The organism is Hungatella sp. SB206 (genome assembly GCF_051132295.1).
GTDB classification, from domain to species: Bacteria; Bacillota; Clostridia; order Lachnospirales; family Lachnospiraceae; genus Hungatella; species Hungatella effluvii.
In genome coordinates this window covers 7002291-7027159 of the sequence record NZ_CP096603.1, presented here as the reverse complement: position 1 = coordinate 7027159, position 24869 = coordinate 7002291, and the positions used below count along the sequence as shown (strand labels likewise).

The 24869-nt window shown below is 49.1% G+C and carries 24 protein-coding genes; 23 read left to right on the top strand and 1 reads right to left on the bottom strand.

The window, feature by feature from the left end; all coding sequences use genetic code 11:
- Window positions 1-18: 18 nt before the first annotated feature.
- From M1L66_RS31330 to M1L66_RS31250, 17 genes are all read left to right on the top strand, one after another.
- Window positions 19-1461, top strand: a complete 1443-nt coding sequence (locus M1L66_RS31330; protein ID WP_434689579.1) for a flagellar hook-length control protein FliK — start codon at window positions 19-21, stop codon at window positions 1459-1461.
- Window positions 1462-1545: 84 nt separating this feature from the next.
- Complete coding sequence (locus M1L66_RS31325) at window positions 1546-2163, top strand: flagellar hook assembly protein FlgD (RefSeq protein WP_187023779.1); 618 nt, start codon at window positions 1546-1548, stop codon at window positions 2161-2163.
- A gap of 27 nt (window positions 2164-2190) precedes the next feature.
- A complete protein-coding gene (locus M1L66_RS31320) occupies window positions 2191-2589 on the top strand; it encodes a TIGR02530 family flagellar biosynthesis protein (RefSeq protein WP_110326013.1) in 399 nt (132 codons plus the stop codon).
- A gap of 72 nt (window positions 2590-2661) precedes the next feature.
- Window positions 2662-4656, top strand: a complete 1995-nt coding sequence (locus M1L66_RS31315; RefSeq protein ID WP_434689576.1) for a flagellar hook-basal body complex protein — start codon at window positions 2662-2664, stop codon at window positions 4654-4656.
- 15 nt (window positions 4657-4671) lie between these two features.
- Complete coding sequence (locus M1L66_RS31310) at window positions 4672-4878, top strand: flagellar FlbD family protein (RefSeq protein WP_002605108.1); 207 nt, start codon at window positions 4672-4674, stop codon at window positions 4876-4878.
- Between the two features lie 48 nt (window positions 4879-4926).
- On the top strand, window positions 4927-5784 hold the full coding sequence (locus M1L66_RS31305) for a motility protein A (protein ID WP_187023781.1): 858 nt from the start codon (window positions 4927-4929) through the stop codon (window positions 5782-5784).
- Between the two features lie 15 nt (window positions 5785-5799).
- Window positions 5800-6864 carry a flagellar motor switch protein FliN gene (gene fliN, locus M1L66_RS31300; protein WP_434689573.1) on the top strand — a complete coding sequence of 355 codons (1065 nt, stop codon included), beginning with the start codon at window positions 5800-5802 and terminating at the stop codon, window positions 6862-6864.
- Window positions 6865-6866: 2 nt separating this feature from the next.
- Window positions 6867-8921, top strand: coding sequence for a flagellar biosynthesis protein FlhA (gene flhA, locus M1L66_RS31295; protein WP_434689571.1), 2055 nt, complete (start codon window positions 6867-6869; stop codon window positions 8919-8921).
- Window positions 8922-8927: 6 nt separating this feature from the next.
- Entirely contained in the window at window positions 8928-9704 is a 777-nt protein-coding gene (locus M1L66_RS31290) for a sigma-70 family RNA polymerase sigma factor (protein WP_434689569.1), read from the top strand.
- An 8-nt stretch (window positions 9705-9712) separates the two neighbouring features.
- Window positions 9713-10453: a flagellar hook-basal body protein gene (locus M1L66_RS31285; protein ID WP_434689567.1), complete on the top strand. Its 741-nt coding sequence runs from the start codon at window positions 9713-9715 to the stop codon at window positions 10451-10453.
- A 13-nt stretch (window positions 10454-10466) separates the two neighbouring features.
- Complete coding sequence (locus M1L66_RS31280; protein WP_434689565.1) at window positions 10467-11246, top strand: flagellar hook-basal body protein; 780 nt, start codon at window positions 10467-10469, stop codon at window positions 11244-11246.
- Window positions 11247-11284: 38 nt separating this feature from the next.
- Window positions 11285-13060, top strand: a complete 1776-nt coding sequence (locus M1L66_RS31275) for a DUF342 domain-containing protein (RefSeq protein ID WP_434689563.1) — start codon at window positions 11285-11287, stop codon at window positions 13058-13060.
- Window positions 13060-14577, top strand: coding sequence for an antitoxin (locus M1L66_RS31270; protein WP_187023787.1), 1518 nt, complete (start codon window positions 13060-13062; stop codon window positions 14575-14577). Before M1L66_RS31275 ends, M1L66_RS31270 begins: the two co-directional genes overlap by 1 nt.
- A complete protein-coding gene (locus tag M1L66_RS31265) occupies window positions 14564-14950 on the top strand; it encodes an EscU/YscU/HrcU family type III secretion system export apparatus switch protein (RefSeq protein ID WP_434689561.1) in 387 nt (128 codons plus the stop codon). Before M1L66_RS31270 ends, M1L66_RS31265 begins: the two co-directional genes overlap by 14 nt.
- A 63-nt stretch (window positions 14951-15013) precedes the next feature.
- Entirely contained in the window at window positions 15014-15664 is a 651-nt protein-coding gene (locus M1L66_RS31260; protein ID WP_110325994.1) for a flagellar brake protein, read from the top strand.
- A gap of 114 nt (window positions 15665-15778) precedes the next feature.
- Entirely contained in the window at window positions 15779-16696 is a 918-nt protein-coding gene (locus tag M1L66_RS31255; protein WP_434689559.1) for a M15 family metallopeptidase, read from the top strand.
- 203 nt (window positions 16697-16899) lie between these two features.
- A complete protein-coding gene (locus M1L66_RS31250) occupies window positions 16900-18381 on the top strand; it encodes a flagellin (protein ID WP_434689557.1) in 1482 nt (493 codons plus the stop codon).
- A gap of 155 nt (window positions 18382-18536) precedes the next feature.
- On the opposite strand, the gene M1L66_RS31245 is transcribed toward M1L66_RS31250, so the two are convergent.
- Window positions 18537-19547 carry a transposase gene (locus M1L66_RS31245; protein WP_434689555.1) on the bottom strand — a complete coding sequence of 337 codons (1011 nt, stop codon included), beginning with the start codon at window positions 19545-19547 and terminating at the stop codon, window positions 18537-18539.
- Window positions 19548-20103: 556 nt separating this feature from the next.
- Here M1L66_RS31245 and M1L66_RS31240 point away from each other — a divergent pair.
- From M1L66_RS31240 to flgK, 6 genes are all read left to right on the top strand, one after another.
- Window positions 20104-20949, top strand: a complete 846-nt coding sequence (locus M1L66_RS31240; protein ID WP_434689553.1) for a pyridoxamine kinase — start codon at window positions 20104-20106, stop codon at window positions 20947-20949.
- A gap of 127 nt (window positions 20950-21076) precedes the next feature.
- Window positions 21077-21850 carry a ParA family protein gene (locus tag M1L66_RS31235; protein WP_187023793.1) on the top strand — a complete coding sequence of 258 codons (774 nt, stop codon included), beginning with the start codon at window positions 21077-21079 and terminating at the stop codon, window positions 21848-21850.
- Entirely contained in the window at window positions 21843-22331 is a 489-nt protein-coding gene (locus tag M1L66_RS31230; RefSeq protein WP_187023794.1) for a late competence development ComFB family protein, read from the top strand. Before M1L66_RS31235 ends, M1L66_RS31230 begins: the two co-directional genes overlap by 8 nt.
- Before the next feature lie 268 nt (window positions 22332-22599).
- Window positions 22600-22902 carry a flagellar biosynthesis anti-sigma factor FlgM gene (locus M1L66_RS31225; RefSeq protein ID WP_002605091.1) on the top strand — a complete coding sequence of 101 codons (303 nt, stop codon included), beginning with the start codon at window positions 22600-22602 and terminating at the stop codon, window positions 22900-22902.
- Between the two features lie 13 nt (window positions 22903-22915).
- Window positions 22916-23362, top strand: a complete 447-nt coding sequence (flgN, locus tag M1L66_RS31220; protein ID WP_187023795.1) for a flagellar export chaperone FlgN — start codon at window positions 22916-22918, stop codon at window positions 23360-23362.
- 28 nt (window positions 23363-23390) lie between these two features.
- Complete coding sequence (flgK, locus tag M1L66_RS31215; RefSeq protein ID WP_187023796.1) at window positions 23391-24866, top strand: flagellar hook-associated protein FlgK; 1476 nt, start codon at window positions 23391-23393, stop codon at window positions 24864-24866.
- Window positions 24867-24869: the final 3 nt, after the last annotated feature.

Genomic DNA, 24869 nt, shown 5'->3' with positions numbered 1-24869 from the left:
AAAGGCGGTGAGAAGAGAATGAATATGGGAACAGCCATGAAGGCTGTAGGAACCGGCTGGAAACAGTCTGGAACCACAGATAATGGAAAAGGCAGAGATGCGGGAAAAGCCGATTTTGCCGATACCTTCAGCCAGATGTTAAAGGCGGGTAAAAAGACGTCAGAAAGTAGAAAACAGACACAGAATTCGCAGAAGACAGCGGAGGCGCAGAAGATCACAGACGCGCAGAAGATCACAGATGCGCAGGCGGATCAGAAGGCGGCCGACACCGGAAATGATGCGGTGAAGGCGGAAACCTCCGGACAGGATGACACGGCAGTAAAGAAAACGCCGGAAAAGAAGCAGGAGCCGGAAAAAGCCGATGACAGAACCGTACAGGCTGAAGCCGCGGCAGCGGCAGCCGTTCTGGAAGGTATGGCAGAGCAGCCGGCAGTTATGGCGGAAGACCCGGCCGAAGCAATGGTGCATGGCATGGAAGCAGAAGATGGCGGACTGCTGGCGGTAACAGAGACTGGAGGGATACTGGATCAAACAGCATCCACAACAGAGGCCGGAGCGGGACAGCGCACCGGAAATGCGGAGATTCAGCAGGCAGCAACTGTAAATGCGGACACATCGGAAGCACTTAAGAATCAGCGGACGACTTACCGGGCAGCGGCCCAGAAACCGGGAGAAACAGGAAACAGCCGAAAGGCAGAAGCTATGGAGCCTGCAGCAGCGGAAACCCAGGTTACTGCCGATGATATGGCAGTGCAGGCGAAGAACGGCACAGGCAGAGATGAGGGAACATTTTCCGATCTGCTGAAGAACCAGTCGGACCAGATGAAGACCATGGGAGCCGGAAAACGAGTTCAGACAGAAGAAGAGACCTGTGGTGATGAGGCACTGGACAACCAGATGCTGGAGGAGCTGAAGAAGAATTCAGACGCAAAAGGCGTGACGTATCTGGATAAGATAAACGCGCCGAGGCAGGGCGGATTCCGAGGTGTGCCGACGGTGGACAATACTGCTTCCGATATCCACACACCTGTGGCGGAACAGCTGAAAGCAGGCGTGGAGCAGGGCATGAAACGGGAACTGTCGGAATTTACCATCAAGCTGAAGCCCGAGGGTTTGGGAGAGATCATCGTACATATGGCCAGTGCAAACGGCAGAACGTCAGTCAGCATCGGAGTATCCAACCCGGAGACTGAGAAGCTGGTGAACAGCCAGATGATGAGCTTAAAAGAGATGCTGCAGCCGCTTCACGCGGAGGTGGAAGAGGTATATCACAACAGCCAGGGCGGAATGGATTTTGCAGGATTTGGCCAGGAGCTTTACCAGAATCAGGGGCAGCAGGCCCGGAGACATTACCACCACGGTATGAATCAGGGACTGACGGCCGATGACGGCGTGTTTGCACAGGAGACAGAGCGGATGGCGGCGGAAAGCCTGGTACGCAGACTGTATGCATACGTGTAAAAAATCCATGAGGATAGGGACGATAAGGACAGAAATAATAAGGACAGGAACGATAAGAAAAGGAACGATAAGAAAAGGAGAGACATGTCAGTACAGATACCAGACTATACGAATCCGTACTTAAGGACTGCATCTTCCGGCAGCAGCGGACCAGGAGCACTGGGAGACAACACACCGGCAAAGGCATCGAACGACAGCGATAAAGACACGGAAGGCACCGATGGCACTTCTGGGAGCAATGATGTCATAGACGCAGTGTTTGGAGACGCATCCGATAAGGCCGTCAGTATGGACGATTTCCTGACGCTGATGGTAGCCCAGCTAAAAAACCAGGATTTTATGAATCCGGTGGACGATACCCAGTATGTAACGCAGCTGGCCCAGATATCGACCATGCAGCAGATGGAGGAGATGGCGTATAACGCCAAGAGTACCTATGTGACCTCGCTTGTCGGCAAGACGGTTACGGCTGCAAAATTCACGGTGGCCGGGGACTTAAAGAAGACGGAGGGCATCGTAAACAAGGTTTCTCTTCTGGACGGGAAATTCGTGATCTATGTGGAGGGAGAATCCTACAGCATGGATGAGATTATGGAGATCAGGTCAGAGGAAGCAAAGAAGGATGACGGCAAGGACCCGGATGCAGGCAGCGACGGGGACAAGGACGGAAGCGATCCGGGAGACAAGGATCCAAAGGTATGAGAGACTGTGAAGTAAGGAGGTAAGAAAATGGATTCCATGATATACAACAAAATGCTTCATACCCCCATATGTACAGGAAAACCGTGGGAAGCCGCGAGAAACAAGCCGGCGGAGGGCACGGAGGAAAGCAGTGCATTCAAGGAACTGCTGGAACAGAAATTAAAGGAAGAAAGCCAGGTTACGTTCTCCAGGCACGCGGTAGAGCGGGTGATGGAGCGGAGCGTGGATGTGTCTTCTGATAAGCTGGAACGATTGAATGAGGGCGTGAAACTGGCTGGAGAAAAGGGGCTTAAGGCTCCGTTAATCCTGATGGATTCCACGGCATTTGTTGTAAATGTAAAGAATAACAGAGTAGTGACAGTTGTGAACGAGGAGAGCTTAAAAGGCACTGTCTTCACAAACATTGACGGAACCGTTATGGTATAGCCGGTCCTTTTGGAGGCTATTCTTACCCCGATTGACGGACGGGTAAGGCGGTTAGAAAAGGAGATATAAACTATGTTAAGATCATTATATTCCGCAGTGTCCGGTATGAAAGCACACCAGACGAAGCTGGATGTTATCGGCAATAATATTGCCAACGTAAACACGTACGGATTTAAATCCAGCCGTGCGCGTTTCCAGGATGTATTTTATCAGACATTACAGAGCGCCGCAGGCGGCGACAACAATAAAGGCGGAACCAATGCCAGCCAGGTTGGCTACGGTTCCCAGTTAGGCGGTATCGATCTGGATATGAGCCGTTCGGCGCTGCAGTCCACCGGCAGACCTATGGACGTGGCGATCACAGGCGAGGGCTTCTTCCAGGTTATGGATGCGGACGGAAATATCTTTTATACGAGAGCGGGAAACTTAATGCTGGATTCCAACAGCGGCAACCTGGTGGACTCCAACGGTTACACGGTTCTCGGCGTGTCCGGTGATCCGCTCGGAAAGGCGCCATCCTCCGACAAGATCCATTTAAACATTCCGACCAAGTCCAGCGGACTGGCATCCAAGACGCTGAATATCAACGGAACCCAGTTTACGATCACTTCGGAGAAGGCGACGACGGACGCCAACGTATCCATTACCTTCAAGGCGGAGGATAATCTGCCTTCCGGTTCCGATATCGTCGTAAATTCTTCCGATATCAACGATTCCAGCATTACCGTACATGTGAATAAAAATGCCATATTTACAAGTCTTTCAGACTTTAACAGCAAGATGAACAGCGCCATCACCCGTGGATGCGGCGGAAAGGCCCATCCGGGCGGAAACTTTACCATCACCGCGACACCGGCAGAGAATGTGTTCCAGAAGCCGCTGACCGGCGCGGAGCTGTTGGGCGACCATTTTGGAATCAATGAAGGAACCTTCGAATTTGCCACCTCCACGGATGCGGCGGATGGTATCTTCGGCGGACTGAAGTTTTCCGGCATGAGCACGAGCCCGGCCTTTGACGCGGCGGGACCGGTGGACTTTAAATCAGAATTGAAGCCTGGCACCGGCGGTAAGATGGCCTGGGTGGTGACGGCGACGGTAGGCGGACGGGAGTTTGTCGGCGAAATAAATGAGAACACCACAACCGCAGGCAAGATGTGGCTGAAGGAATCCGGTACGGGACAGTACATCGAGATGAGCCATCCGGGTTACACCGCAATTACATCTTCTTTTAACGGCGGATCAGGAAATACGGCTCAGTCCTTTCACAATGTGACGATGCCTGCGGCAGCGGGAACCGGATTCTTCAATAAGAGCGTGAGTCTCAAGGACTATGGTACTTCGGGAATCAACCCTGGCGATAACATCGAATACAGCGCGGTAAAGATTCCTGCCAGCGCAGGCAACAAGGCAAAATGGCATGTGACCGCAGTAAGCGGCGGCAAGACGTACTCCGGTGATATCAGCGAAGGTGACGCTGCCGGAGATCTGGTGCTTACGGAAGAGGGCGGCGCCACCCTGACAATCGACCACAAGGGCTATTCAGGCATTAATACCGCATTTTTAAATGCGGATGAGTCGGATAAAACATACGCTTCTTTCATACCCAAGGACAACGCGGGTACCATTACGGCGGCGACACAGTCCAACGATGTAGGTCTCGGAAGCGGTACCTTTACGCTGGAAAACGGTACGGAAGGCGGCGCGATCTCCCTCTCCGGCGCATCGATCGCCATTCTTGGAAACGGCATCATCGAAGCGACCCATCCGGACAAGGGAAAAATTCAGATCGGACGTATCGATCTCGTTACCTTTGAAAATCCGTACGGCCTGGAAGAGAACGGCAACTCTTATTTCCGTGCAACCTCCAACTCCGGCGAGGCCAAGGCATGCCAGGCTGGTGAGGATGGAACGGGAGCGTTAAAGACGTCTTCACTGGAGATGTCCAACGTGGATATATCCACAGAGTTTTCCGACATGATCGTAACACAGAGAGGTTTCCAGGCCAACTCCCGTATTATTACGGTGTCGGACTCGATTCTGGAGGAACTTGTAAATCTGAAACGATAACAGGAGGTGGTATCGGTGATTCCCTTAAGTAAGTTAAATGGCGAGGAGTTCATCCTCAACTGTGATTTAATCGAGATGATTATGGAAAATCCCGATACCACGATTCTTCTGACCAACGGCAAACACTTGATTGTGCGGGAATCAAAGGAAGAGGTAGTCGAACGGGTAGCGGCATTCCGGAGAAAGACGTTCAGCGATCTGATTGAACAGATAAAAGGATAGCCGCGGCGGAAATACAACAAGAAAAGTTTAGAAAAGGATGTAGCAGATATGGATATCATGTCAATTCTGGGGTTTATTTTGGCGGTAGCGCTGGTACTGTTCGGTATGACCTTTGATCAGGAGGCCATGAAACTGGTCTTACACAATTTAAGGGCGTTTATCGATATTCCAAGTATGGCCATTACCTTAGGAGGCACCATCGGAGTTATGATGCTGTCCTTCCCCTCTGGGGCGTTTAAAAAGATAGGGAAACATTTAAAGATCATTATAAAACCGTATAAGTTCGATCCGGAGCAGTCCATTGAACAGATCGTGGAGCTGGCGACAGAGGCCCGAATGAAGGGACTCCTCTCCCTGGAGGACAAATTAAATGAGATTGACGAGCCATTTATGCACAACAGCCTCTTACTGGTGGTGGACTCCGTGGATTCGGAAAAGGTCCGCCAGGTCATGGAGACGGAGCTGGATCAGTTAGATGAGCGCCATGCGCTGGACCGAGGATTTTATGAGAAAGCGGCCAGCTTTGCGCCGGCGTTCGGTATGATCGGTACGCTGGTCGGCTTAATCCTGATGCTGGGAAACATGCAGGACGTCAACGCCCTGGCAAAGGGCATGGCGACCGCACTGATCACCACCCTGTATGGCTCTCTTCTTGCCAATATTGTGTGTCTGCCGGTGGCGAGCAAGCTGAAGGCGAGACATGATGAAGAGTTTTTATGTAAACAACTGGTTCTGGAAGGCGTTCTGGCAATCCAGGAAGGGGAAAATCCGAAATTCATAGAAGAAAAACTTTATAAACTGCTTCCGGCCAGCCGCAAGAAGACGGACGAAGAAAAGGATCCTGTGAAGGAAGAGGGAAAGCAGAAGAAAAAGAGCAGACGGAAGAACAGAAAGAATGAGGAATAAAAGGAGCTTCTGGCGATGGTGAAGGAAGTAGAAAACCAGGGGATCATAAATATGACGGACCAGCAGGTGTTTGATGAACTGATTAATCTGCACGCGAAGGCGGCGGGGGAGTCCCTGTCATCGATTCTGAAGGCGGATATAGAGATCAGCAGCCCGGAGATTACGGAGATAACGGTGAAGGAAGTGGAATATGGGATTCTGGAACCGGCCATTTTCGTGAAGAGCTGTCTGACCTCCGGAGCCGCCGGCAATATGGTCATTATCCTGCGCCAGCGGGATATGCAGGCGTTCCTAAATGAGCTGATGGGGATCGATGATCTGCCCGACCCGGATTTCGAGTTCGACGAGGTCGCCATGAGCGCGGCCACGGAGCTGATGAACCAGATGGTTCACGCGTCCGTGGAGGTCATGGCTGAATACCTGGGCAATACCATGGAGTCATCGGACTGCCAGCTGATTTTATCGGACGGCAGGCAGAACCTGTCCCCGGCCGTCGGAGAAGCTCCCGATTCAAAGACGATCGTGATTCATTACCGTGTGAAGATCAAGGACATGGTGGAATCTGAGTTTATGGAATGCATATCCACCACGGCGGCAGACTGTATGTATCAGGAGATAGAGGCCAGGAGGGAAGCGGATAAGACGGCTGAGGCTGAGGCGAAAGCCTTGGAGGAAAGTCTTCTCGTGAAGCCGATACAGCCAGGCGCTGTTCCGGCGTCGGCCGGGAGAGAGCACTTACAGTCTGCAGCTGAGAGCCGCACGGTGAATTCTGCGGCGGTGAACGGCGGGCGGACTGTATTCCAGGCTTCTCCGCCGATAAACGGCAATCTGGGCCTCATCATGGATGTCCCCTTAAACGTCTCCGTTGAGATCGGAAAGACCAGACGAAGGCTGAAGGACGTGCTGAACTTTAACAACGGCACGGTGGTGGAGCTTGACAAGCAGGCGGATGCGCCGGTGGATATCATCGTAAATGGACAGCTGATCGCCCGCGGGGAGGTCGTCGTGATCGACGATAATTTCGGGGTCCGTATCAGTGAAATCGTAAATACAAGAAGTATTATTGGAAATGGTGAATAAATTTGAAACGGTTTAATATCCTTGTGACAGCGGGAATCATCGGAATCATTTTCCTGATTCTGATCCCCCTGCCGACGCCCATACTGGATTTTTTATTTATACTGAATATCACGTTGTCACTGCTGATCCTTGTTATGACGATGTATATCCGGGAAACGCTGGAGTTCTCTGTGTTCCCGTCCCTTTTGCTGATCACAACGCTGTTCCGGCTGGGACTCAACATCTCTTCGACGAGAAAGATCCTGTTTGATAACGGCTACGCGGGGCAGGTGGTTAAAACCTTCGGGCAGTTCGTAATCCGGGGGAATGCGGTCATCGGTTTTATCATATTCCTGATCATCGTGCTGGTACAGTTTATCGTTATCACCAAGGGTTCGGAACGTGTGGCCGAGGTTGCGGCCAGATTCACGCTGGACGCCATGCCCGGTAAGCAGATGGCTATCGACGCCGATCTAAACAGCGGTCTGATTGATGAACAGCAGGCCAGGGAGCGGCGCTCGAAAATCCAGAGGGAAGCTGATTTCTTCGGTTCCATGGATGGTGCTACCAAATTCGTAAAAGGTGATGCGATCATATCCATCATCATCACACTGATCAACTTCGTGGGCGGCATTGTCGTCGGTATGATGAACGGCCAGGGGAGTATCTCCGAGATCATGCAGATCTACACCACGTCAACAATCGGAGACGGTCTGGTATCCCAGATCCCGGCGCTTCTGATTTCTGTGGCAACCGGTATGGTGGTGACGCGATCCGCATCGGAGAACAGCTTAAGCGAGGACTTGACGAGCCAGTTTCTGGCGCAGCCCAAGGTGCTTATGACGGCCGGCGGCGCGGCAGCCTGCCTGTGTCTGATTCCTGGATTCCCGGTGCCTCAGATTCTCATGATATCAGCAATGATGATCGGAGGCGGATACGTGCTTTTGAAACGGCAGAAGACCATCGTGGCAGAAGCGGCGGAAGGATATGCGGAAGCGGAGGTTACCAGTGAAGCTTCCTTCTATAAGAATATTGAAAATGTATACGGTCTTTTGACTGTGGAACAGATTGAGATGGAATTCGGTTACAGCCTGATACCGCTGGCGGATGAGAGCAACGGCGGCAACTTCATTGACCGTGTCGTCATGTTCCGTAAGCAGATGGCTCTGGATATGGGCTTCGTAATCCCGTCGGTCCGGATTAAGGATAGCGGGCAGCTCAATCCCAACCAGTACAGCATTCTGCTGAAGGGCGAGGAGGTGGCCAGAGGAGATATCCTGATGGATCACTATCTGGCGCTGCCGCCGGGAGGGGATGCGGATGACATTCCGGGCATCGACACTATTGACCCCGCATTTCACATTCCGGCCAAATGGATCAGCGAAGATAAGAAGATTCAGGCGGAACTGGCAGGCTATACGCTGATTGATCCCACTTCGGTGGTTATCACCCATTTATCCGAGGTGGTGAAGGAGCATTTACATGAGCTTTTAAACCGCCAGGAAGTCAACAATCTGTTGGAAACACTGAAAAAAACAAACGCCAGCATTATCGAGGACACGATTCCCGCTGTGATTACGGTGGGAGAGCTTCAGAAGGTGCTTTCCAATCTGCTGCGCGAAGGAATACCGATCCGCGACATGGAGACGATCGTGGAGACACTGGGAGACTATGGAACCCAGATAAAGGATACGGATATGCTGACGGAATATGTGCGTCAGGCTCTGAAGAGGACCATTTCCCATCGTTTCTCCGAAGCTGGGCAGATGAAGGTCTTAAGCCTGGACGACAAGATCGAGAACATGATCATGTCATCCGTAAAGAAGGTGGACACGGGATCCTATCTGGCGCTGGAGCCATCAGCTATTCAGAATATCGTGGCGTCGGCCACCGGAGAGATCAATAAGATCAAGGATCTGGTCAATGTGCCGATCGTGCTTACGTCTCCGGTTGTGCGGATTTATTTTAAGAAACTGATTGACCAGTTTTACCCCAATGTGACGGTGGTGTCGTTCAGTGAGATTGATAATAACATACAGATACAGGCTTTGGGGAATATCGCCCTGGGCCAGAGGTAACGGTTTATGCAGATGGAACAGATGAGCAGAGAAGAAGGGAAGGCGGTGCTTTCGGTATACTTAAAGAACGGAAGCCAGGAGCTGCGGAATAAGCTTATCGTCCACTTCCTCCCCATCGTCCGTTCCGCGGCGGCACAGCTTCGCGGCATGGCGGGCAGCTTTACGGAAGAGGAGGATTTGATCGATCAGGGAGTGCTGGCGCTGATGGAGTGTCTCGACCGGTATGACGCGTCAAAAGGAGCCCAGTTTGAAACGTACGCATTTATCCGCGTGCGGGGGGCCATGATCGACTATATCAGGAGCCAGGACTGGGTGCCTCACAGGGCCCGCAGTTTCCAGAAAAAGGTGGATGAGGCATATTCTATGCTGTCCCATGAGAAAATGCGGGAACCAGACGCGGATGAAGTCGCGGGTTTTCTGGATATTCCGGTGGAAAAGGTGGAGAAGCACTTAAAGTACATGAACCACGCAGCAATTCTTTCTTTTGAAGCGGTGCTGCAGGACATGACAGGCGTGATTGCAAAAGGGGAACTGGAAGCGACAGACGTCGATACGAAGCCAGAGGAAAGCCTGTTTTATAAAGAGCTTCAGAGAACGCTGGCGGAGGCGGTAGAGGCGCTGGGCGATAAAGAACGGCTCGTCGTGTCGCTGTACTACTATGAGGAACTGAAATATTCGGAGATTGCTGAGGTCATGGGCATCGGCCAGTCCCGGGTGTGCCAGATTCACACGAAGGCAATAAAAAAACTAAAGAACAGTCTGGAAGAATATGTGAGAGGATAGGAAACCATATGTTTTCAGGATTTTATACAGCCGCCTCGGGCGTGCTGATGAACCAGAGGGCGCTTAACATTTCGGCCAACAATATTGCAAATGTGAAGACCAGTGGATACCAGAGCAAACGTCTGGTAAAGACCACCTTTGACGAGCAGCTGGTGCGTCAGATGAACGGACAGACCACAGGCATCGGCGGCGGTTCCACCATATCCGTGGCAGAACGCGAGATGACGACCCACAGACAGGGCGCGCTGGTGGATACCGGTAAGAATTTTGACATGGCGATCAGCGGCGACGGTCTCTTCGTTATTCAGGGCGAAGACCGGCAGTATCTGACACGCAACGGCCATTTTACCAAGGATGAGGACGGTTATCTCGTTCTCAAAGGAATCGGTCGTGTCATGGGAGACGGTGGTCCGATTCAGGTGGAAGAGGGCGGTTTCCGCGTGGGTGAAAATGGAATCATCTACGATAACGAGGACGGTGAGCTGGAGCAGATCCAGATCATGGTCCCGGATAATTACGATAACCTGGCATTTTACGACAACGGTACGTACGGCGCCGAAAACGGTGTGGTTCTGACGCAGGTGTATCCGGAGGTGTATCAGGGGAAGCTGGAAGAATCGGGCGTGAATTTAAATTCCGAGATGACGCGGGCCATGGAGGTTCAGCGTGCGTTCCAGTCGTGCAGCAGGGCTCTGACAATCGTGGATCAGATGAACCAGAAATCAGCTTCGGAGATCGGGAAGCTGTAGGAGGAAATAACGGATGAATATATCATACTATACAGCGATTTCGGCCATGAACGCGTTTCAGTCGGAGCTTGATGTGACTGCCAATAACATGGCAAATGTCAGCACCCCGGGCTACAAGGTGCTGCGAAGCTCCTTTGACGACCTGCTCTATACGCAGATGGATACGAGAAACGCAGACCAGAAGGTGGGCCACGGCGTGAAAACCAACGGTGCGGAGACCGTGTTTGAGCAGGGAATCTTCGAAAAAACGGAGCGGGATCTGGATTTTGCCATTCTCGGAAAAGCGTATTTTGCGGTGGAATCCGAGGATGAAGACGCGGAGGAGCCATATTATACAAGAGACGGGGCGTTTCAGATATCGGCCACAGATGAAGGAAACTATCTAACGACACGGGACGGCCATTACGTGCTCAGTCGTGATGGAGACCGCATCGAGCTGGAATACAAGACGGTGGAGGGCAGCAACGGAAAGAAGCAGTCTACCAATGAGCTGAATTTAAGCGGGCTCAGCGAGGTGATCGGCTTATATACGTGTGAGAATCCGGATGGACTGATTCCAGTGGGAAAGAACTTATACGGGACAGGCGCCGTTTCCGGAGAATGGGTCCCGATAGATGACATGGACGAGAATGAGGCGGGAAGCCGTCTGTTAAGGGGTACACTGGAGCTTTCCAGTACATATGTCCCCACGGAAATGATTAATCTGCTCCAGGCCCAGAGGGCATTCCAGTTAAACAGCCGGATTGTCAGCGCGGCGGATCAGATGGAGGAAATGATCAACAATCTCCGCTAATCGAAACTTGAAGTATCTACATAAAAAGGGGGAATCCCATGAGCGATAAGAGCCTGATTTTTAGCATGTTTTCTAAATTACTCGACAATGGCGGGGAAGATGAACAGAACGAGCGCGAAGTTCGGCCCCAGACCGAAGACAGTAAAATGACGGAGAGCAGAGATCAGCGCATAGAGACAGTCGAAGACTGGAATGATGCCGAACGAACGCGAAGAGAACGGCTGGAAAGAGAACTGACAGGCGAAAACGGCTCTGAGGAGACAGAGTATACGGCAGGCACAGAGGCGGAAGCAGATGGTTTGGGCGTAAAGGATTCTGGTGGTTCGGATTACATCGGTTCAAACTATGGAAGCTCTGGCAGCCAGGGCGGCAGAATGAGCCGTAGTAATCTGGAAAATGAGAGTACGGCTGAGAGCCGGAAAGCTTCCGGCGAGGAAGAATATCGGGACGCAGGTGTCGAGCTGACGGTGTCAGACGACCGAATGGCGGTGTCTCTGATGCTTATAGAACCTTCAGGCGGCGGCAGCGATATTACCCGGGAACAGATCGAACAGGAGCTGGAAGCACACCGAATCATACACGGAATCGACGTAGAAAAGGTAAACACCATAGCGGCAGAAAAATTATACCGCCAGATGTTTCTCATAGCCAGGGGAACCCCGGCGATTGATGGAAATGACGGCCGCATTAAGGACTATTTTCCCCGTGAAGCGAAAATAAAGTATGCTTCAAAAGGAAACGGCGGCATCGATTTTAAGAGCATGAACCTGATCCATAATGTGCAGAAGGGGGAACTGGTCTGCGAACTGACCATGCCCACCGAGCCGCAGGATGGAATGGATGTCTTCGGACAGCCGGTCAGGGGGAAGAATGGTACCATGCCCCCGATTCCACAGGGAAAAAATGTTGTCTACTCCCAGGAGCGCGATAAGCTCCTGACCGCCTGCGAAGGCAACTTAACCTTTCGCAACGGCAGGTTTCAGGTGGAAAATGTCTTCGTCGTGCCGGGAAATGTAGATAATTCCATAGGAAATATTGATTTTACAGGGAGTGTCACCATTCACGGTGACGTCTTTGAAGGATATACCGTTAAGGCTAAGGGTGACATCACGGTCATGGGAATCGTGGAAGGCGCGGTTCTGCAGGCGGGCGGAAGTATCTTACTCCATAAGGGGATGCGGGGAATGAAGAGCGGCGTTTTGGAAGCTGGAGCGGACATTACTGCTAAGTTCCTGGAGGATTGTACCATTTATGCGCAGCACAATATTCAGGCTGAGTATATCATCAGCTCGGAAGTATCCTGTGGCCATGATCTGACTCTGATTGGAAAACGGGGGGCATTTATAGCCGGAAGCTGTGCGGTTCATAACTGCATGAATGTGAAGACTGTGGGAGCTTCCAGCCATGTATCCACAATAGTAACGCTGGGCGTAACGCCGCAGCTGATGGAGGAAGTGGAGAAGATCAGCGTTGATCTGGTGGCTGTCTCCAGAAAACAGGCGGAGACGGCTAAGGACATCAGCTACCTGAACGGAAAGCTGAAGGATGGCAGCATTACACCGAGGCAGAAGGAGCGCCTGGCAAAGCTCAAGTTAGAGGCGCCGATCCACAATCTAAAGGAGAAACGGTTAAAGACGCAGGCGGCCGATCTGTCACGCCAGCTTCGTGAGGTGGGTAAATGCCGGCTGACAGCGGCCGAGGTCCATCCGGGAACCGTGATCAATATCGGGGACTGTAAGATGACCATTGTAAAGCGGGAAGAGAGCTGTTCCTTCTATTATCTTGACGGAGAAATCAGGAAAGGAATCAGGTAATGGCAGATATTTTACGGGTGACGTCCCCTGTGATTAACAAGAATATCATTCAGCCCGACAGGGCGCAGAAAGACCCATCCGTGCCATTCGATATGCAGGAAATCCGGCATATCACGAAGAACCCGTCGGGAAGTGCACTGCTGGGCCAGCACAACGTGTTCCAGAAGGAGGCCGGGGCGGCGACGCTCATGAACCTTTTGAAGGATCCGGCTGTGACTGTCAACTATTTAAAGAATATCTATATGCTGGAGGAGATTATCAGCCTCCTTCCAGTGAACAACAACACCATGACGCAGGAAATCAGACAGCTGTTTCATTCGCTGCTCATCAACCCCGATGATATCGTTGGAGAACTGGTGGATCAGGAATATGCGTCCACGCTGTTTAAGGGACCGCTGTTCGATTTCCTGAGAAACCTGTTGTATGAAAAGCCGGAACTGCGGCTGGAGATGGCCGATTTCCTGAAGGCGGTAAATGGAAGCGTGTCGAGAAATGATGTTCTCGATTCCGTGGCCAACAGCCTGGAGTACTTATCCAGTCAGCTGGCGGGAAGCCGGAATTTATCCGGGATTTTTGGAATGCTGTCGGACCGGGTCCGCGCCATGATCGAGGGGGCCGGAGGACAAGGGGATATGGAAGGCAGTGAGACTGGCGAGGCCGGGGCGCGGCAGGCCGGCGGATTGTGGCAGAGCAGCGGCGTGGATGGACGTGGTTCAGAGAAAGAAAATAGTCTAACGGAATGGGAAGCAGTCAAAGCGGATATTTTAGATGCTCTGAAGGAGTTGGAGAACAGCGTTTTATTCTCCCCTCAGACGGAACGGATGATACCGAATCTTCTCTATAATATGTCTCGGTATCAGGATAATGAGTCCTATTTGCAGGAGGCGTTACTGAATCTCCTGATTCATGTAAACAGCCGGGAGGACAAGGACCAGCTGAAAAGCCTTATTAGAGATTATGTAAACCAGTTTGGCAGCCCGGAATACCGGGAGAACCGTTCCCGAATCATGGATACGTTGGCGGAGATCATCAGGAAGCAGGACAGGGAGACTCCCATGAACAGCTTAAACGGTGAGAAGATCGAGAAAATTATCACAAGCCTTCTGTCTTCACCATGCAACTATACGCCGCTGCTTCATTTTGTCATACCAGTGGAATACCAGGGGATGAAGGCATTTTCAGAACTTTGGATCGATCCAAAAGATGAAGGCGGCAGCGGGCAGGAGCGCGATGGAGAAGACCACGTCCATGTGCTGATCACTTTCGATATTCCGGGAATCGGCCAGATGGAGGCGGAATTTCAGGTGGCCGGCAGGGAGATGGAGTTTTATCTGTACTGTCCGGAATCATACGCAGCCGTGTTTGGGCGGCTTACGCCTGATTTCAGAAAGATTATGGAGGAGTATGGATACCATGCGGCGGAAGTGGAAGTCAGCGGACTGGACCATGTGCGTTCACTGATGGATGTATTTAAAAATCTTCCGTACAGGAGGACAGGCGTCGATGTCAAAATATAAGAAAAACAAGGCGGTTGCCTTAAAATATAACGCGGAAGAAGACGCTTCCCCGGTTGTCATCGCCTCTGGCTATGGAACCGTGGCGGAGCATATCATAGATATTGCAGAGAAAAAGGGGATTCCGGTATTCAAGGACGACAGCGCTGCTTCACTTCTCTGCATGCTGGAGGTTGGGAGTAACATACCGGTGGAGTTGTACGAGGTGGTGGCGGCTATTTACTGCAAGCTGATCGAAACCTCGGCGTCAATCCGGGGAGTGGAAGCGGCCGCAGCCGCAGCGGCTACGCCGGCTCGCGGCAAAGAGAACGCAGCGAGCGGAAGGATCCGAAGAAATCTGGCCTCTGGAAAGAAAAAAGAGGAACCTGCAAAATAGTGCAATAGAGAAACTGAATGGTAACGATAAGAATGAGATGACAGAAAAACGGGGGTACGCGACATGGTTGATTTGTCAGACGGATATGTTGGATCTTCCTGTGTGATAAAGGCCAAAAACAATGATTTAATCACCATGGGGGTCATGCACCGGATTGGAAAGAATTTTATTGATATCGGCAGTTCGAGAAATGAACTTCCTTCCATACCGTATAATCTACTGGTCAAGATCGAGATTTATAACACACAGATCGGTTTTAAAGTGCTGATTGGGCGTGTTTATTTATCATCTCCAAAGCTGGCCCGTGTGATCGATTTGAACGAGGCGACAAATGATGAGCGCCGGGAGTATTTCCGTATCAGTACCAGGGACACGGGTGTCATCTATAACTGCATGCGAGGGGATGATATCCTTGATATGGAAGAGGAATCCACAGACTATAACGGTTTAAAAGTACATCTGGTGGACATCAGCCTGGGCGGGCTCATGTTCCGCAGCCGGGAGGCGTTTAAGGTGAATGACCGTTTTAATATTGTGATACCTGCCATGGGTGACTCTATGCTCTTTACCTGTGAGGTGCGCAGAAGCGTGGACCGTCCGGATGGGGAATTTGGGTATGGCTGTGAGTTTATGGAGATGGCCACGAAGCAGGAGGATTTGCTTTACCGGTATATTTTGAAACGGCAGAGTGATCAGTTGAGACGGATTCGGTAGATAATAGGACGCAGTGCGGGAAACGATAGGGCTGGCTGATTACGGACCTGTTAAAAAGGTGTGGCGGCTATGATAAATGGGCGTTAGTCTGGCAGGCAGGAGGAAGCGTAATAGATGGGAAAGAAGAAGCCGGAGGACCGGAAGGTGGTTAGAAACCGGCGGGTTATGATATATACATTTTTACTGATTTTTATGCTTCTGTATATTTCTGCGCATTTTACTGTGCAGGAGCGGAAGGCAGCGGAGGCGAAAAAGAGCACAGAAATTGTGGTTGAAGCAGCGGTGGTTGATGGTGATAAAATGCTGGCGGCGCGTCCTGAAGAGGTTGTTACCGGAGATAATGCTGTAAGAAATGATATCAGGGAAGATGGTACCAGAGGTAACGAGATAGAGGAATCTGTGAAATCGGCAGATTATGAAATGGAACGGCAGGAAGAATTGGTAATTAAACCGGAAGATATGTGGTGTCTGATCCTGACTAATGCTGAATACCCGGTTCCGGAGGATTATGTGGTAACACTGAGAGATGTGCCGGGAACGGATCAGAAGGTAGATGAAAGGATTTATGAACCGCTGATGAATATGTTAGAGGCCATGAAGGCAGAAGGCCTGTCACCCGTGGTATGTTCTGGTTACCGGACGCTGGATAAACAGGAGAAGCTGTTTAACAGGAAAGTTTCCGCTTATGTGAAAAAGGGCCGTTCGAAGGAAGAATCGTATACGCTGGCACGCCAGACCCTGTCAATACCCGGATCAGGAGAACACTGTCTCGGGTTGGCAGTTGACTTCTATACCCGGTCCTATCACCAGTTGGAACGGGCATTTGAGAAGACTCCGGAAGGAAAATGGCTTCGGGAACACGCGCAGGATTATGGGTTTACTCTGCGATATGATGAGGGAAAAGAAGAAATAACAGGGATTGGATATGAGCCGTGGCATTTCCGCTATGTGGGAATTGATGTGGCTCGGTATTTGAAGGAGCATAATCTTTCACTGGAAGAATTTTATATTGAAGAGAGCCTTTATGGATAGAGTGCACAAAAATCAAATTGATTTTTGTGCACTTTTACGATGAAGGGAAAGGTAAAATCGTCCGATATATATTACAGAGTGGAAAAGATGGTATGTTTTAGAAGCTCGGTCCGGTGTCAGACAGGGCCCGTCCGACATTGGAGATACTTATTTATTATGAGGGACAGGGAAGTCCCAATATAAAATTACATGGAGGTAATATTATGAGGATTCAGCACAACATTATGGCACTCAATTCCAACAGACAGTTGGGGATCAACAACAGTGCAGTAGCAAGATCATTAGAGAAGTTGTCATCTGGCTACAGGATTAACCGAGCAGGAGATGATGCTGCTGGTTTAGCTATTTCTGAAAAGATGAGAGCACAGATTAAGGGGCTGGAAGCAGCTACAGATAACTCTCAGGATGCGATTTCTTTAGTACAGACGGCTGAAGGCGGATTACAGGAAGTGCATTCTATGTTAAACCGTATGACAGAGTTGGCTACAAAGTCTGCAAATGGTACTTATACGGATGATGTTGACAGAAAAGCTTTACAGGACGAAATCTCGGCTTTGAAGGATGAGATTAATCGTATTGCTGATGGAACGGATTTTAATGGGATTAAGTTGTTGGATGGCACGATGGGAGTCGGATCATCAGGGGCAACTGCGGATGCAGTTGCAGCTGGAATAGCGGAAACAGGAGTCAATTTTACAATTACAGCACCGGATGGCTATAAAGTACATATTGCAACAAATGACGGTGTTACTGCTTCTAAGGCAGAATGGGGAACCGGGGCTGCCAGCCATACACTTACAATTACGTTGGCAGAGAATACAAAAATTACACAGAGTGATTTAGATGCGTTGATTAATGGTGTGAGCGGAACTCCATCAGAAGCTGTGGGAAAAATTAATGTCAAAGTAAATAAAGATTTTACTACAAAAGATGTGGGTGCAGCAACGGATGTTATGGCTGAAACCGAAGCAAAGGCGGCAAAGCAAGCTGCGCTTACATGGAATAATATTACTGTTACAGCCAATAAAGCTGGTGCAGAATATAATAAAACATTAACAATCACAGGTGCTGTTGGAACCGATACTAATCCAATAGGTGGAAAATTAAATGCTGATGGCACATCGTCTTTAAATCTTTTGAGTACAGCTACTTATACGGCAAATGATATTAATAAAATGCTTGCTGATGCAGGAATAGATTCAAAGATTTCTTTTGAAGGCTCTAAACTTGGCTCAGATTTAGCTCATGCATATGCCTTGGTAGATGGAGCTGGACTTTCAGCAGGTGGCGGATTAAAGTTGCAGATCGGAGACACGAGCGAATCATATAATCAGCTGGATTTAAGTATTGCTGATATGCATGTTAGCGCTTTAGACTTAAACAGCGTAGACATTAGTACAAGAGACGGTGCATCTGCAGCCATGAGCAAGATCAAAACCGCCATCAACACCGTATCCACCAGCCGTGGTAAACTCGGTGCTATTCAGAACCGTCTTGAGCATACCATCAACAACTTAGGTGTTACCACAGAGAACATCACTTCCGCAGAGTCCCGTATCCGTGATGTAGATATGGCAAAGGAAATGATGAATTATACCAAGAACAGCGTACTGGTTCAGTCTGCACAGGCGATGCTTGCACAGGCCAATCAACAGCCGCAGTCCGTATTACAGTTATTACAGTAATTATATTAATATTCATATTCCTTAAGGGGGGCGGTTTGTTTCAGACAGACCGCTCCTTTCAAACAATATAATGTGGGTTAAGATATCACATATTAAAGTTAATTAATATTTCTATGAATCATTTATAGCCTATCCCTATGTCTGTGTCGTTTATCTTAAAAGTTATCATGCATTATCAGCATTTCCCCTATCTGCAAGTCTGTCCAGTCCGGATGCTCATGAATCAAGTCTACCACTTCTTTTACATAGGAGAAATCCAGTTCCAGTTCATCAGAGATAATTTGTAAATTTTTCTTCTTAATATATTTTTTCCTGATTATAGCTACAATCTTAGCTTCTCCGTGAGTCCGTCCCTCCACTCTTCCCGCCTCAATCATTCCCAGTATTGCCTCACACATATTGATTTTCCCCCTTTCATCCCTATATTCATTCTTCATAAGTTCCAGTTCTTTCGAACCGGTTACCGTTGTTATGACGTCAAAGGCCTCCTCGTCCAATTTCTGAAACCTTTCTTTGTTCTCAAATGTAAATTTTTGTTCTTCAGCAGGGTCGCCGGAGCGTTGAATAAATCCGAATACTTCACGTAAATCGGTTTTAAAACGATCGATATCATGAAAACTTCTGATTTCGAGGACGTGTATTTTGTAATTGTTTAAGAAAACTTTCAGTTTATCCGGTAAGGTTTCGTATTCCAGGATTTGATATAGTTCTTTCGCTCCATCATAAGGTTTGTCACCGTAATAAATGCAGATGGTGATGACTGGGTATACCTTATCGCGGATAGAGAAGCCTCCCAGAAATTCATCGCCATGTAAATCTTTTCTGTTCCGGTGATGCTTCTGGATTCGACGCATCTGTTTATCGTAACCGGCTGCGTCTTCCAGCATAATCCGAATGGGCATGGCGTGATGCACTCGATCCTGATTTTCAAGGCCAATGATGGCAAATCCCAGACCCAATACTACTTTTCTTACAGAATCCCGGTATTTCTGAATCTTAAATCCGTCTTTGATCTTTGATAAAAATCCTGTTATACGGGAATCCAGCTCCTGGATATCAGCGCCCGAAACAACCCGTTCTCCGCCAAATATAAAGCCATTAATTAAATCCGCATAGCGGTCCTCGTCTTCAAAGTAACGAACCAGAGAAATATCCTTTTGCCCCATAGAATTCCCCTTTCCTGTTTGGCAGGGAAATAGATCGGCAGACTCCTGGCACATGGCAGGTAAAATAAAAACATTTTCTGGTTTTGTTTTATAAAATACCGTAAAATGCAGCTGTCAGCGGGCCTTTTCCCAGTAACCATTTTTGAAAATACCCGGCGATACTGCCGGTATATGAAATATCATGATTTGCGTATTTGGCAGATGAAATGCCAAAGATAATGTAAATACAAGTGGATTATACCATAAATGAGAGTAAAATGCAATGACTTTTGTTATTGTTTTAAACGTAATTTTATAGGACATTTTATTTTTTACCTATATTTAGAGTGAAAATATTATCGCGCTATATTTCAAATTTCCGGAATTATCTATCATTTCTCATCTGCCTATCTGCCCATTAGCGCATCTCTCCTCTCAACATTTAATTTTTCTATTCCTGCAGGCCGCCGCCGCTATAACTGGACTGGTCATTTTCATATGCTCTGGGTATTTATGACCAGTCCAATATTTGTTATACTTCACTGTAATAAGTATACATATAAGGAGGATTTGATAAATGAAACGAATTATTACTCTACAGGATATATCCTGTGTTGGCTGCTGTTCTATTACCGTTGCGCTTCCTGTTATTTCTGCTATGGGAGTGGAATGCGGTATCCTTCCAACGGCGGTGTTGTCCACGCATACGATGTTTAAGAATTTTACCTGTAAGGACTTATCCGATCAGATTGCGCCGATCTCCGAGGCATGGAAGACGGAGCAGATTTCATTTGATGGTATTTATACCGGTTACCTTGCATCGGCGGAACAGTGCGGGCAGATTTGCGATTTCTTTGATCAGTTTGCCACTGGGGATAATCTGGTGCTGGTTGATCCGGCTATGGCGGACAATGGGAAGCTATATCCTGCATTTGATGAGAAGTTTCCAGCGGCTATGGCGAAGGTTTGTGCGAAGGCGGAAGTGATTCTGCCCAATATTACGGAGGCCAGTCTGCTTACTGGTATGCCTTACCGTACGGATTATGATGAGGCTTATATCCGGGAAATGCTGGAGCGGCTGTTGGAGCTGGGATGTAAAACGGCTGTTCTGACCGGTGTCAGCTTTGAACCTGAAAAATTGGGAGTGGCCTATCTGAATCGTGACGGAGAGAGCTTTTCCTACTTTACTCATCGTTGTCCTCAAAGTTACCATGGAACTGGTGATCTCTACTCCTCGGTGGTATTGGGCGGTGTAATGCGTGGATTGAGCCTGGCGAGCGCGTTGACATTGGCTGCGGATTTTGTCGTTCTCTGTATTGAGGCAACCGCTGCTTCCGGCAGCTCCAGATGGTATGGCGTGGAGTTTGAGTCTCAGATTCCGAGGTTGTGCGAAATGCTGGAGAAACACCTGAAGGAAGTATAAGTGTGCCAAAACAAGCAGTAAATGCCTCTAACCGGAAGAAAAATCCAATTGTATGTTTTCCTGTTTCTTGCTATAATAACAATAATGTCATATTGTGTGGAAAATTGTAAGTTATGGGGGAATTCTCATGGCAGCTACCATTGCGTTGTCAAATCAAAAGGGCGGTGTCGGAAAGACGACATCGGCGTATGTGCTTGCCTCGGTATTTAAGTCAAAAGGTTACCGGGTACTGGCGGTGGATATGGATCCACAGGGGAATTTAAGTTTCAGTATGGGCGCTGAAACAGATGGCTGTGCAACGATTTACGATGTTTTGAAGGGAGAATTAAAGCCTAAGTATGCGGTTCAGAAATCGTCTTTGGTGGACCTGATTCCTTCCAATATTTTGCTCAGCAGTATTGAACTTGAATTTACAGGGGCAAGAAGAGAGTTCCTTTTGAAGATGGCCCTGGATTCGCTGAAGCCCTATTACGATTACATATTTATTGATTCTCCTCCGGCATTGGGAATTCTGACGGTAAATGCATTTACAGCGGCTGATTATATTTTGATGCCGATGCTGTCGGACATTTTCAGCCTGCAGGGAATTATGCAGTTAAACGAGACAATTGAACGGGTGAAAAGCTACTGTAATCCCGATATAAAGGTTTTAGGGGCTTTTTTAACGAAGCATAACCCGAGAACCCGGTTCAGCAGAGAAGTGGAAGGCACGCTTAATATGGTGGCTGCTGATTTGGATTTCCCGGTCATGAACGCCTACATCCGGGAAAGCGTGGCACTTCGTGAAGCCCAGTCGCTGCAGAAATCAGTGCTGGAATATGCTCCTGCCTGCAATGCAGTAAAGGACTATGAGAAACTGGCGGACGAACTCTTCCAAAGGGGGCTTGAAGCAAATGGCTAAGAGCAGATCAGAAATAGATAAAGAGATGATGTACCGGAAGATTATGCCTTCTGCCGCGAAAAAGGGAGGAAATGTCGTTCCCGGGGTGGATGAAAGCGCCGTCACCATGGAAGCGGGAGCTGCCGGACTTATGGGAAATATATCTCCTGTTCCGACTGCCGCCAGTATGGCGAAGGCTATTCGCCGGCCGGCGGTTTCCATGCCAGTAAAGGAAGAACAGAATATGGTTCTGGTCAACCTGATGGAGGAACTGGTTATATCGAAGCTGGATGCAACACTCGACCGCTTTAACTGCTGCAAATGCGATAAGTGTAAAAAAGATATTGCTGCGCTGGCATTGAACCGCCTGAAGCCGCACTATGTGGTTATGAATGAACAGGATGACGAACGCAGAAGAAAGAATGAGGAGATGTTCGCCTCAGAGGTGACCAGCGCACTGATTCAGGCAATCCTGATGGTGAAAAAGGAACCTCGTCATTGAACCACTTCAAAATAAATTATCCTATAAAACTTACTAAACCAAACTATCCCCAAAACGAACCAGTCAAGCGGCGCCGGCCTCAGAATTCATTTTCTGAGCCCTTCCGCCGCCGCAGGTTCGTTTTTTTATCCATAAAAGTACATCACTCCCCCAAAATAAATTCAAAAAAACTAAAAAATATCCCTCAAACTATAAAGTTTCCAGGATACTGTCCGATAAATATTATAGAGTTAGCAGAACAATCAGTGAGAGAAAGGAAGTCGGGGATATGGATGTGAAAGTTACGAGGAATTATTCCGTTTATCAAAACGCGGTAAACAGTGGCAGGCATGCAGAAAAATCCGTTTCTGTCCCGGCATCGGCCGATAAAAAAATGCGTGGTGACGCCATCTGCATCAGCAGTGACGGCGCGAAAAAGAGCGAAGCATCGTCATTTGCGGCGACGCTTAGGAAGTCCATGGACGAGGGCGCCCCGGCGGATAAGATCGCGGCGTTAAAACAGCAGGTGTCCGAAGGCACGTACCAGGTGTCGGCGGAACAGATTGCGAAAAGGCTGATGAGCGGTTTATAGAGAGGGAAAAAAATTGGAAGAGATAATTCGTTTTCTGACGGAATATACAGAAATGCTTGAAAAAATGGAACAGAAGCAGGTGGAAAAACTGGGGCTTCTGATGACAAAGGAACTTGACAAGATCGAGGAATCCATCATGATGCAGCAGGCCATGGATAAACAGCTTCAGAATATGGAGCAGAGACGTCAGGAACTGTTTGGGAGAATGGGGCTTACTGGAAAGACGCTTCAGGAGGTCGCGGAGTCGTGCGGCGGAGAGGAACGGAAACAGCTGACAGACTTATACCGGCGTTTGGATGGGGCGATCGGTAATATCCGTTTTTATAATGAAAAGGCGGAAAGCCTGGCTAAGTCGGAACTGGAGAAGATGGGACTGGATGCGCGGCTGGTGGGAAATCCAACCGGCATCTACGGGAAGACGGTGGGACCCAAAGGCCAGCGGTTTGAGAAAAAGGTCTGATGGGGGACCGGTATAGGAGAGTGAAGAATTGAGACCGACATTTATGGGGCTGGAAACGGCCAAACGCGGGCTGATGGTGAACCAGAAGGCTCTCGATATCATCGGCAACAACATCAGCAATATTAATACAAAGGGCTATACGAGACAACGCCTCGATACCGTTTCCGTACAGGTTTACGGAAGCGACAGGTTCCAGTACAGCTCCATACCGCTGGCTGGCCAGGGCGTGGACGCAAGCGGTGTGAGCCAGATCAGAAATCCCTATCTGGATACGAAATTCCGGGAGCAGTATTCGGACGTGGGTTATTTCGACCAGAAGGCAGCTGTCATGGAGCAGATGGAAGGTATCTTGAGTGATCCCGAGGTGGAAGGGACCGGTATCAAGGATGCGCTTACCGTACTTTCTCAGGCACTGGCGGATTTCAGCCAGCATCCGTACCAGGAGACCAACGCCAATATTGTGCTGAATGCATTTAAGGGCATTACCCAGGTGCTGAATGAATACGATACCAACTTAAAGAGTCTGGAGGAACAGACGAAAAATGATCTGTCTATCGCTGTGGATGACATTAACACGAAGTTAAAACAGCTCAGCGATTTGAATAAGTCCATCGCCCACGAGATATTTGTCAACGATGATTATGACGGCGTGAACTACGGACCGAATGACCTTCTGGATCAGAGAAATACCATTCTCGACGATTTGTCACGATACGGGAAGCTGGAAGTCATTTCACTGGATCAGGGAAGAATTCAGGTGAAGCTGGGCGGGAAGCTGGTGGTCGACGCCAACGGCGGAAATTACAGCAACGATGCGGTGAGAATCGGACTGGATGGAACCACGCTTTCCTGGGGAGACGGGACGACGGCCAATCTGGGGGCCGGAGCAATCAAGGGATTCGAAGATATGCTGACCGGCAATAATTCATTGAACGCAGGAATTCCCTACTATGAGCGAAAACTGGACGATTTCGCGCAGACCATGGCAAATGTATTTAACAGCATGGTTCACGAGGATGATCCGAATAAGCCGGGACCGTTTAAGACTCTGATTCAGGGAGATTTTAATGGAAAGGTCAGCGCCGGCAATATCCGGATCAGTGATATGTGGACAAAGGATTCCGCCTATATTATCCGAAAAAAGAATCCGGATGGAGATCTCGATAATGAGGATATTCTTGCCATGAAAGCGGCTCTGGAGAAGGATTTTGAATTCGGGGAAGGCAGTGACAAATTTACTGGGACCTTCAGTGAGTTCATCACGGGATACACCAATACACTGGGAACCGATAAAAAGACCAATGACTCCAGGCTCAAGGCGTCTCTCGCAATTGCGGAGAGCGTGGAATCGGACCGCATGGGCGTGTCGGGAGTGTCACTTAACGAAGAAGGTATTAACATGATGACCTATAACAAGGCATACTCGGCACTGGGAAGACTGATGACAACCATGGATGAACAGCTGGATATGATTATCAACCAGATGGGGTTGGTAGGAAGGTAAAGA

Excerpts from the sequence above, each read along its gene's own strand:
- M1L66_RS31320 (WP_110326013.1), top strand. The coding sequence starts at position 2,191 with ATGGATTCCATGATATACAACAAAATGCTTCATACCCCCATATGTACA.
- M1L66_RS31265 (WP_434689561.1), top strand. The coding sequence starts at position 14,564 with ATGTCAAAATATAAGAAAAACAAGGCGGTTGCCTTAAAATATAACGCG.
- M1L66_RS31260 (WP_110325994.1), top strand. The coding sequence starts at position 15,014 with ATGGTTGATTTGTCAGACGGATATGTTGGATCTTCCTGTGTGATAAAG.
- M1L66_RS31280 (WP_434689565.1), top strand. The coding sequence starts at position 10,467 with ATGAATATATCATACTATACAGCGATTTCGGCCATGAACGCGTTTCAG.
- M1L66_RS31305 (WP_187023781.1), top strand. The coding sequence starts at position 4,927 with ATGGATATCATGTCAATTCTGGGGTTTATTTTGGCGGTAGCGCTGGTA.
- M1L66_RS31290 (WP_434689569.1), top strand. The coding sequence starts at position 8,928 with ATGCAGATGGAACAGATGAGCAGAGAAGAAGGGAAGGCGGTGCTTTCG.
- M1L66_RS31275 (WP_434689563.1), top strand. The coding sequence starts at position 11,285 with ATGAGCGATAAGAGCCTGATTTTTAGCATGTTTTCTAAATTACTCGAC.
- M1L66_RS31240 (WP_434689553.1), top strand. The coding sequence starts at position 20,104 with ATGAAACGAATTATTACTCTACAGGATATATCCTGTGTTGGCTGCTGT.
- M1L66_RS31285 (WP_434689567.1), top strand. The coding sequence starts at position 9,713 with ATGTTTTCAGGATTTTATACAGCCGCCTCGGGCGTGCTGATGAACCAG.
- M1L66_RS31235 (WP_187023793.1), top strand. The coding sequence starts at position 21,077 with ATGGCAGCTACCATTGCGTTGTCAAATCAAAAGGGCGGTGTCGGAAAG.
- M1L66_RS31325 (WP_187023779.1), top strand. The coding sequence starts at position 1,546 with ATGTCAGTACAGATACCAGACTATACGAATCCGTACTTAAGGACTGCA.
- M1L66_RS31315 (WP_434689576.1), top strand. The coding sequence starts at position 2,662 with ATGTTAAGATCATTATATTCCGCAGTGTCCGGTATGAAAGCACACCAG.
- M1L66_RS31225 (WP_002605091.1), top strand. The coding sequence starts at position 22,600 with ATGGATGTGAAAGTTACGAGGAATTATTCCGTTTATCAAAACGCGGTA.
- M1L66_RS31330 (WP_434689579.1), top strand. The coding sequence starts at position 19 with ATGAATATGGGAACAGCCATGAAGGCTGTAGGAACCGGCTGGAAACAG.
- M1L66_RS31230 (WP_187023794.1), top strand. The coding sequence starts at position 21,843 with ATGGCTAAGAGCAGATCAGAAATAGATAAAGAGATGATGTACCGGAAG.
- M1L66_RS31255 (WP_434689559.1), top strand. The coding sequence starts at position 15,779 with ATGGGAAAGAAGAAGCCGGAGGACCGGAAGGTGGTTAGAAACCGGCGG.
- fliN (WP_434689573.1), top strand. The coding sequence starts at position 5,800 with ATGGTGAAGGAAGTAGAAAACCAGGGGATCATAAATATGACGGACCAG.
- M1L66_RS31250 (WP_434689557.1), top strand. The coding sequence starts at position 16,900 with ATGAGGATTCAGCACAACATTATGGCACTCAATTCCAACAGACAGTTG.
- M1L66_RS31245 (WP_434689555.1), bottom strand. The coding sequence starts at position 19,547 with ATGGGGCAAAAGGATATTTCTCTGGTTCGTTACTTTGAAGACGAGGAC.
- M1L66_RS31270 (WP_187023787.1), top strand. The coding sequence starts at position 13,060 with ATGGCAGATATTTTACGGGTGACGTCCCCTGTGATTAACAAGAATATC.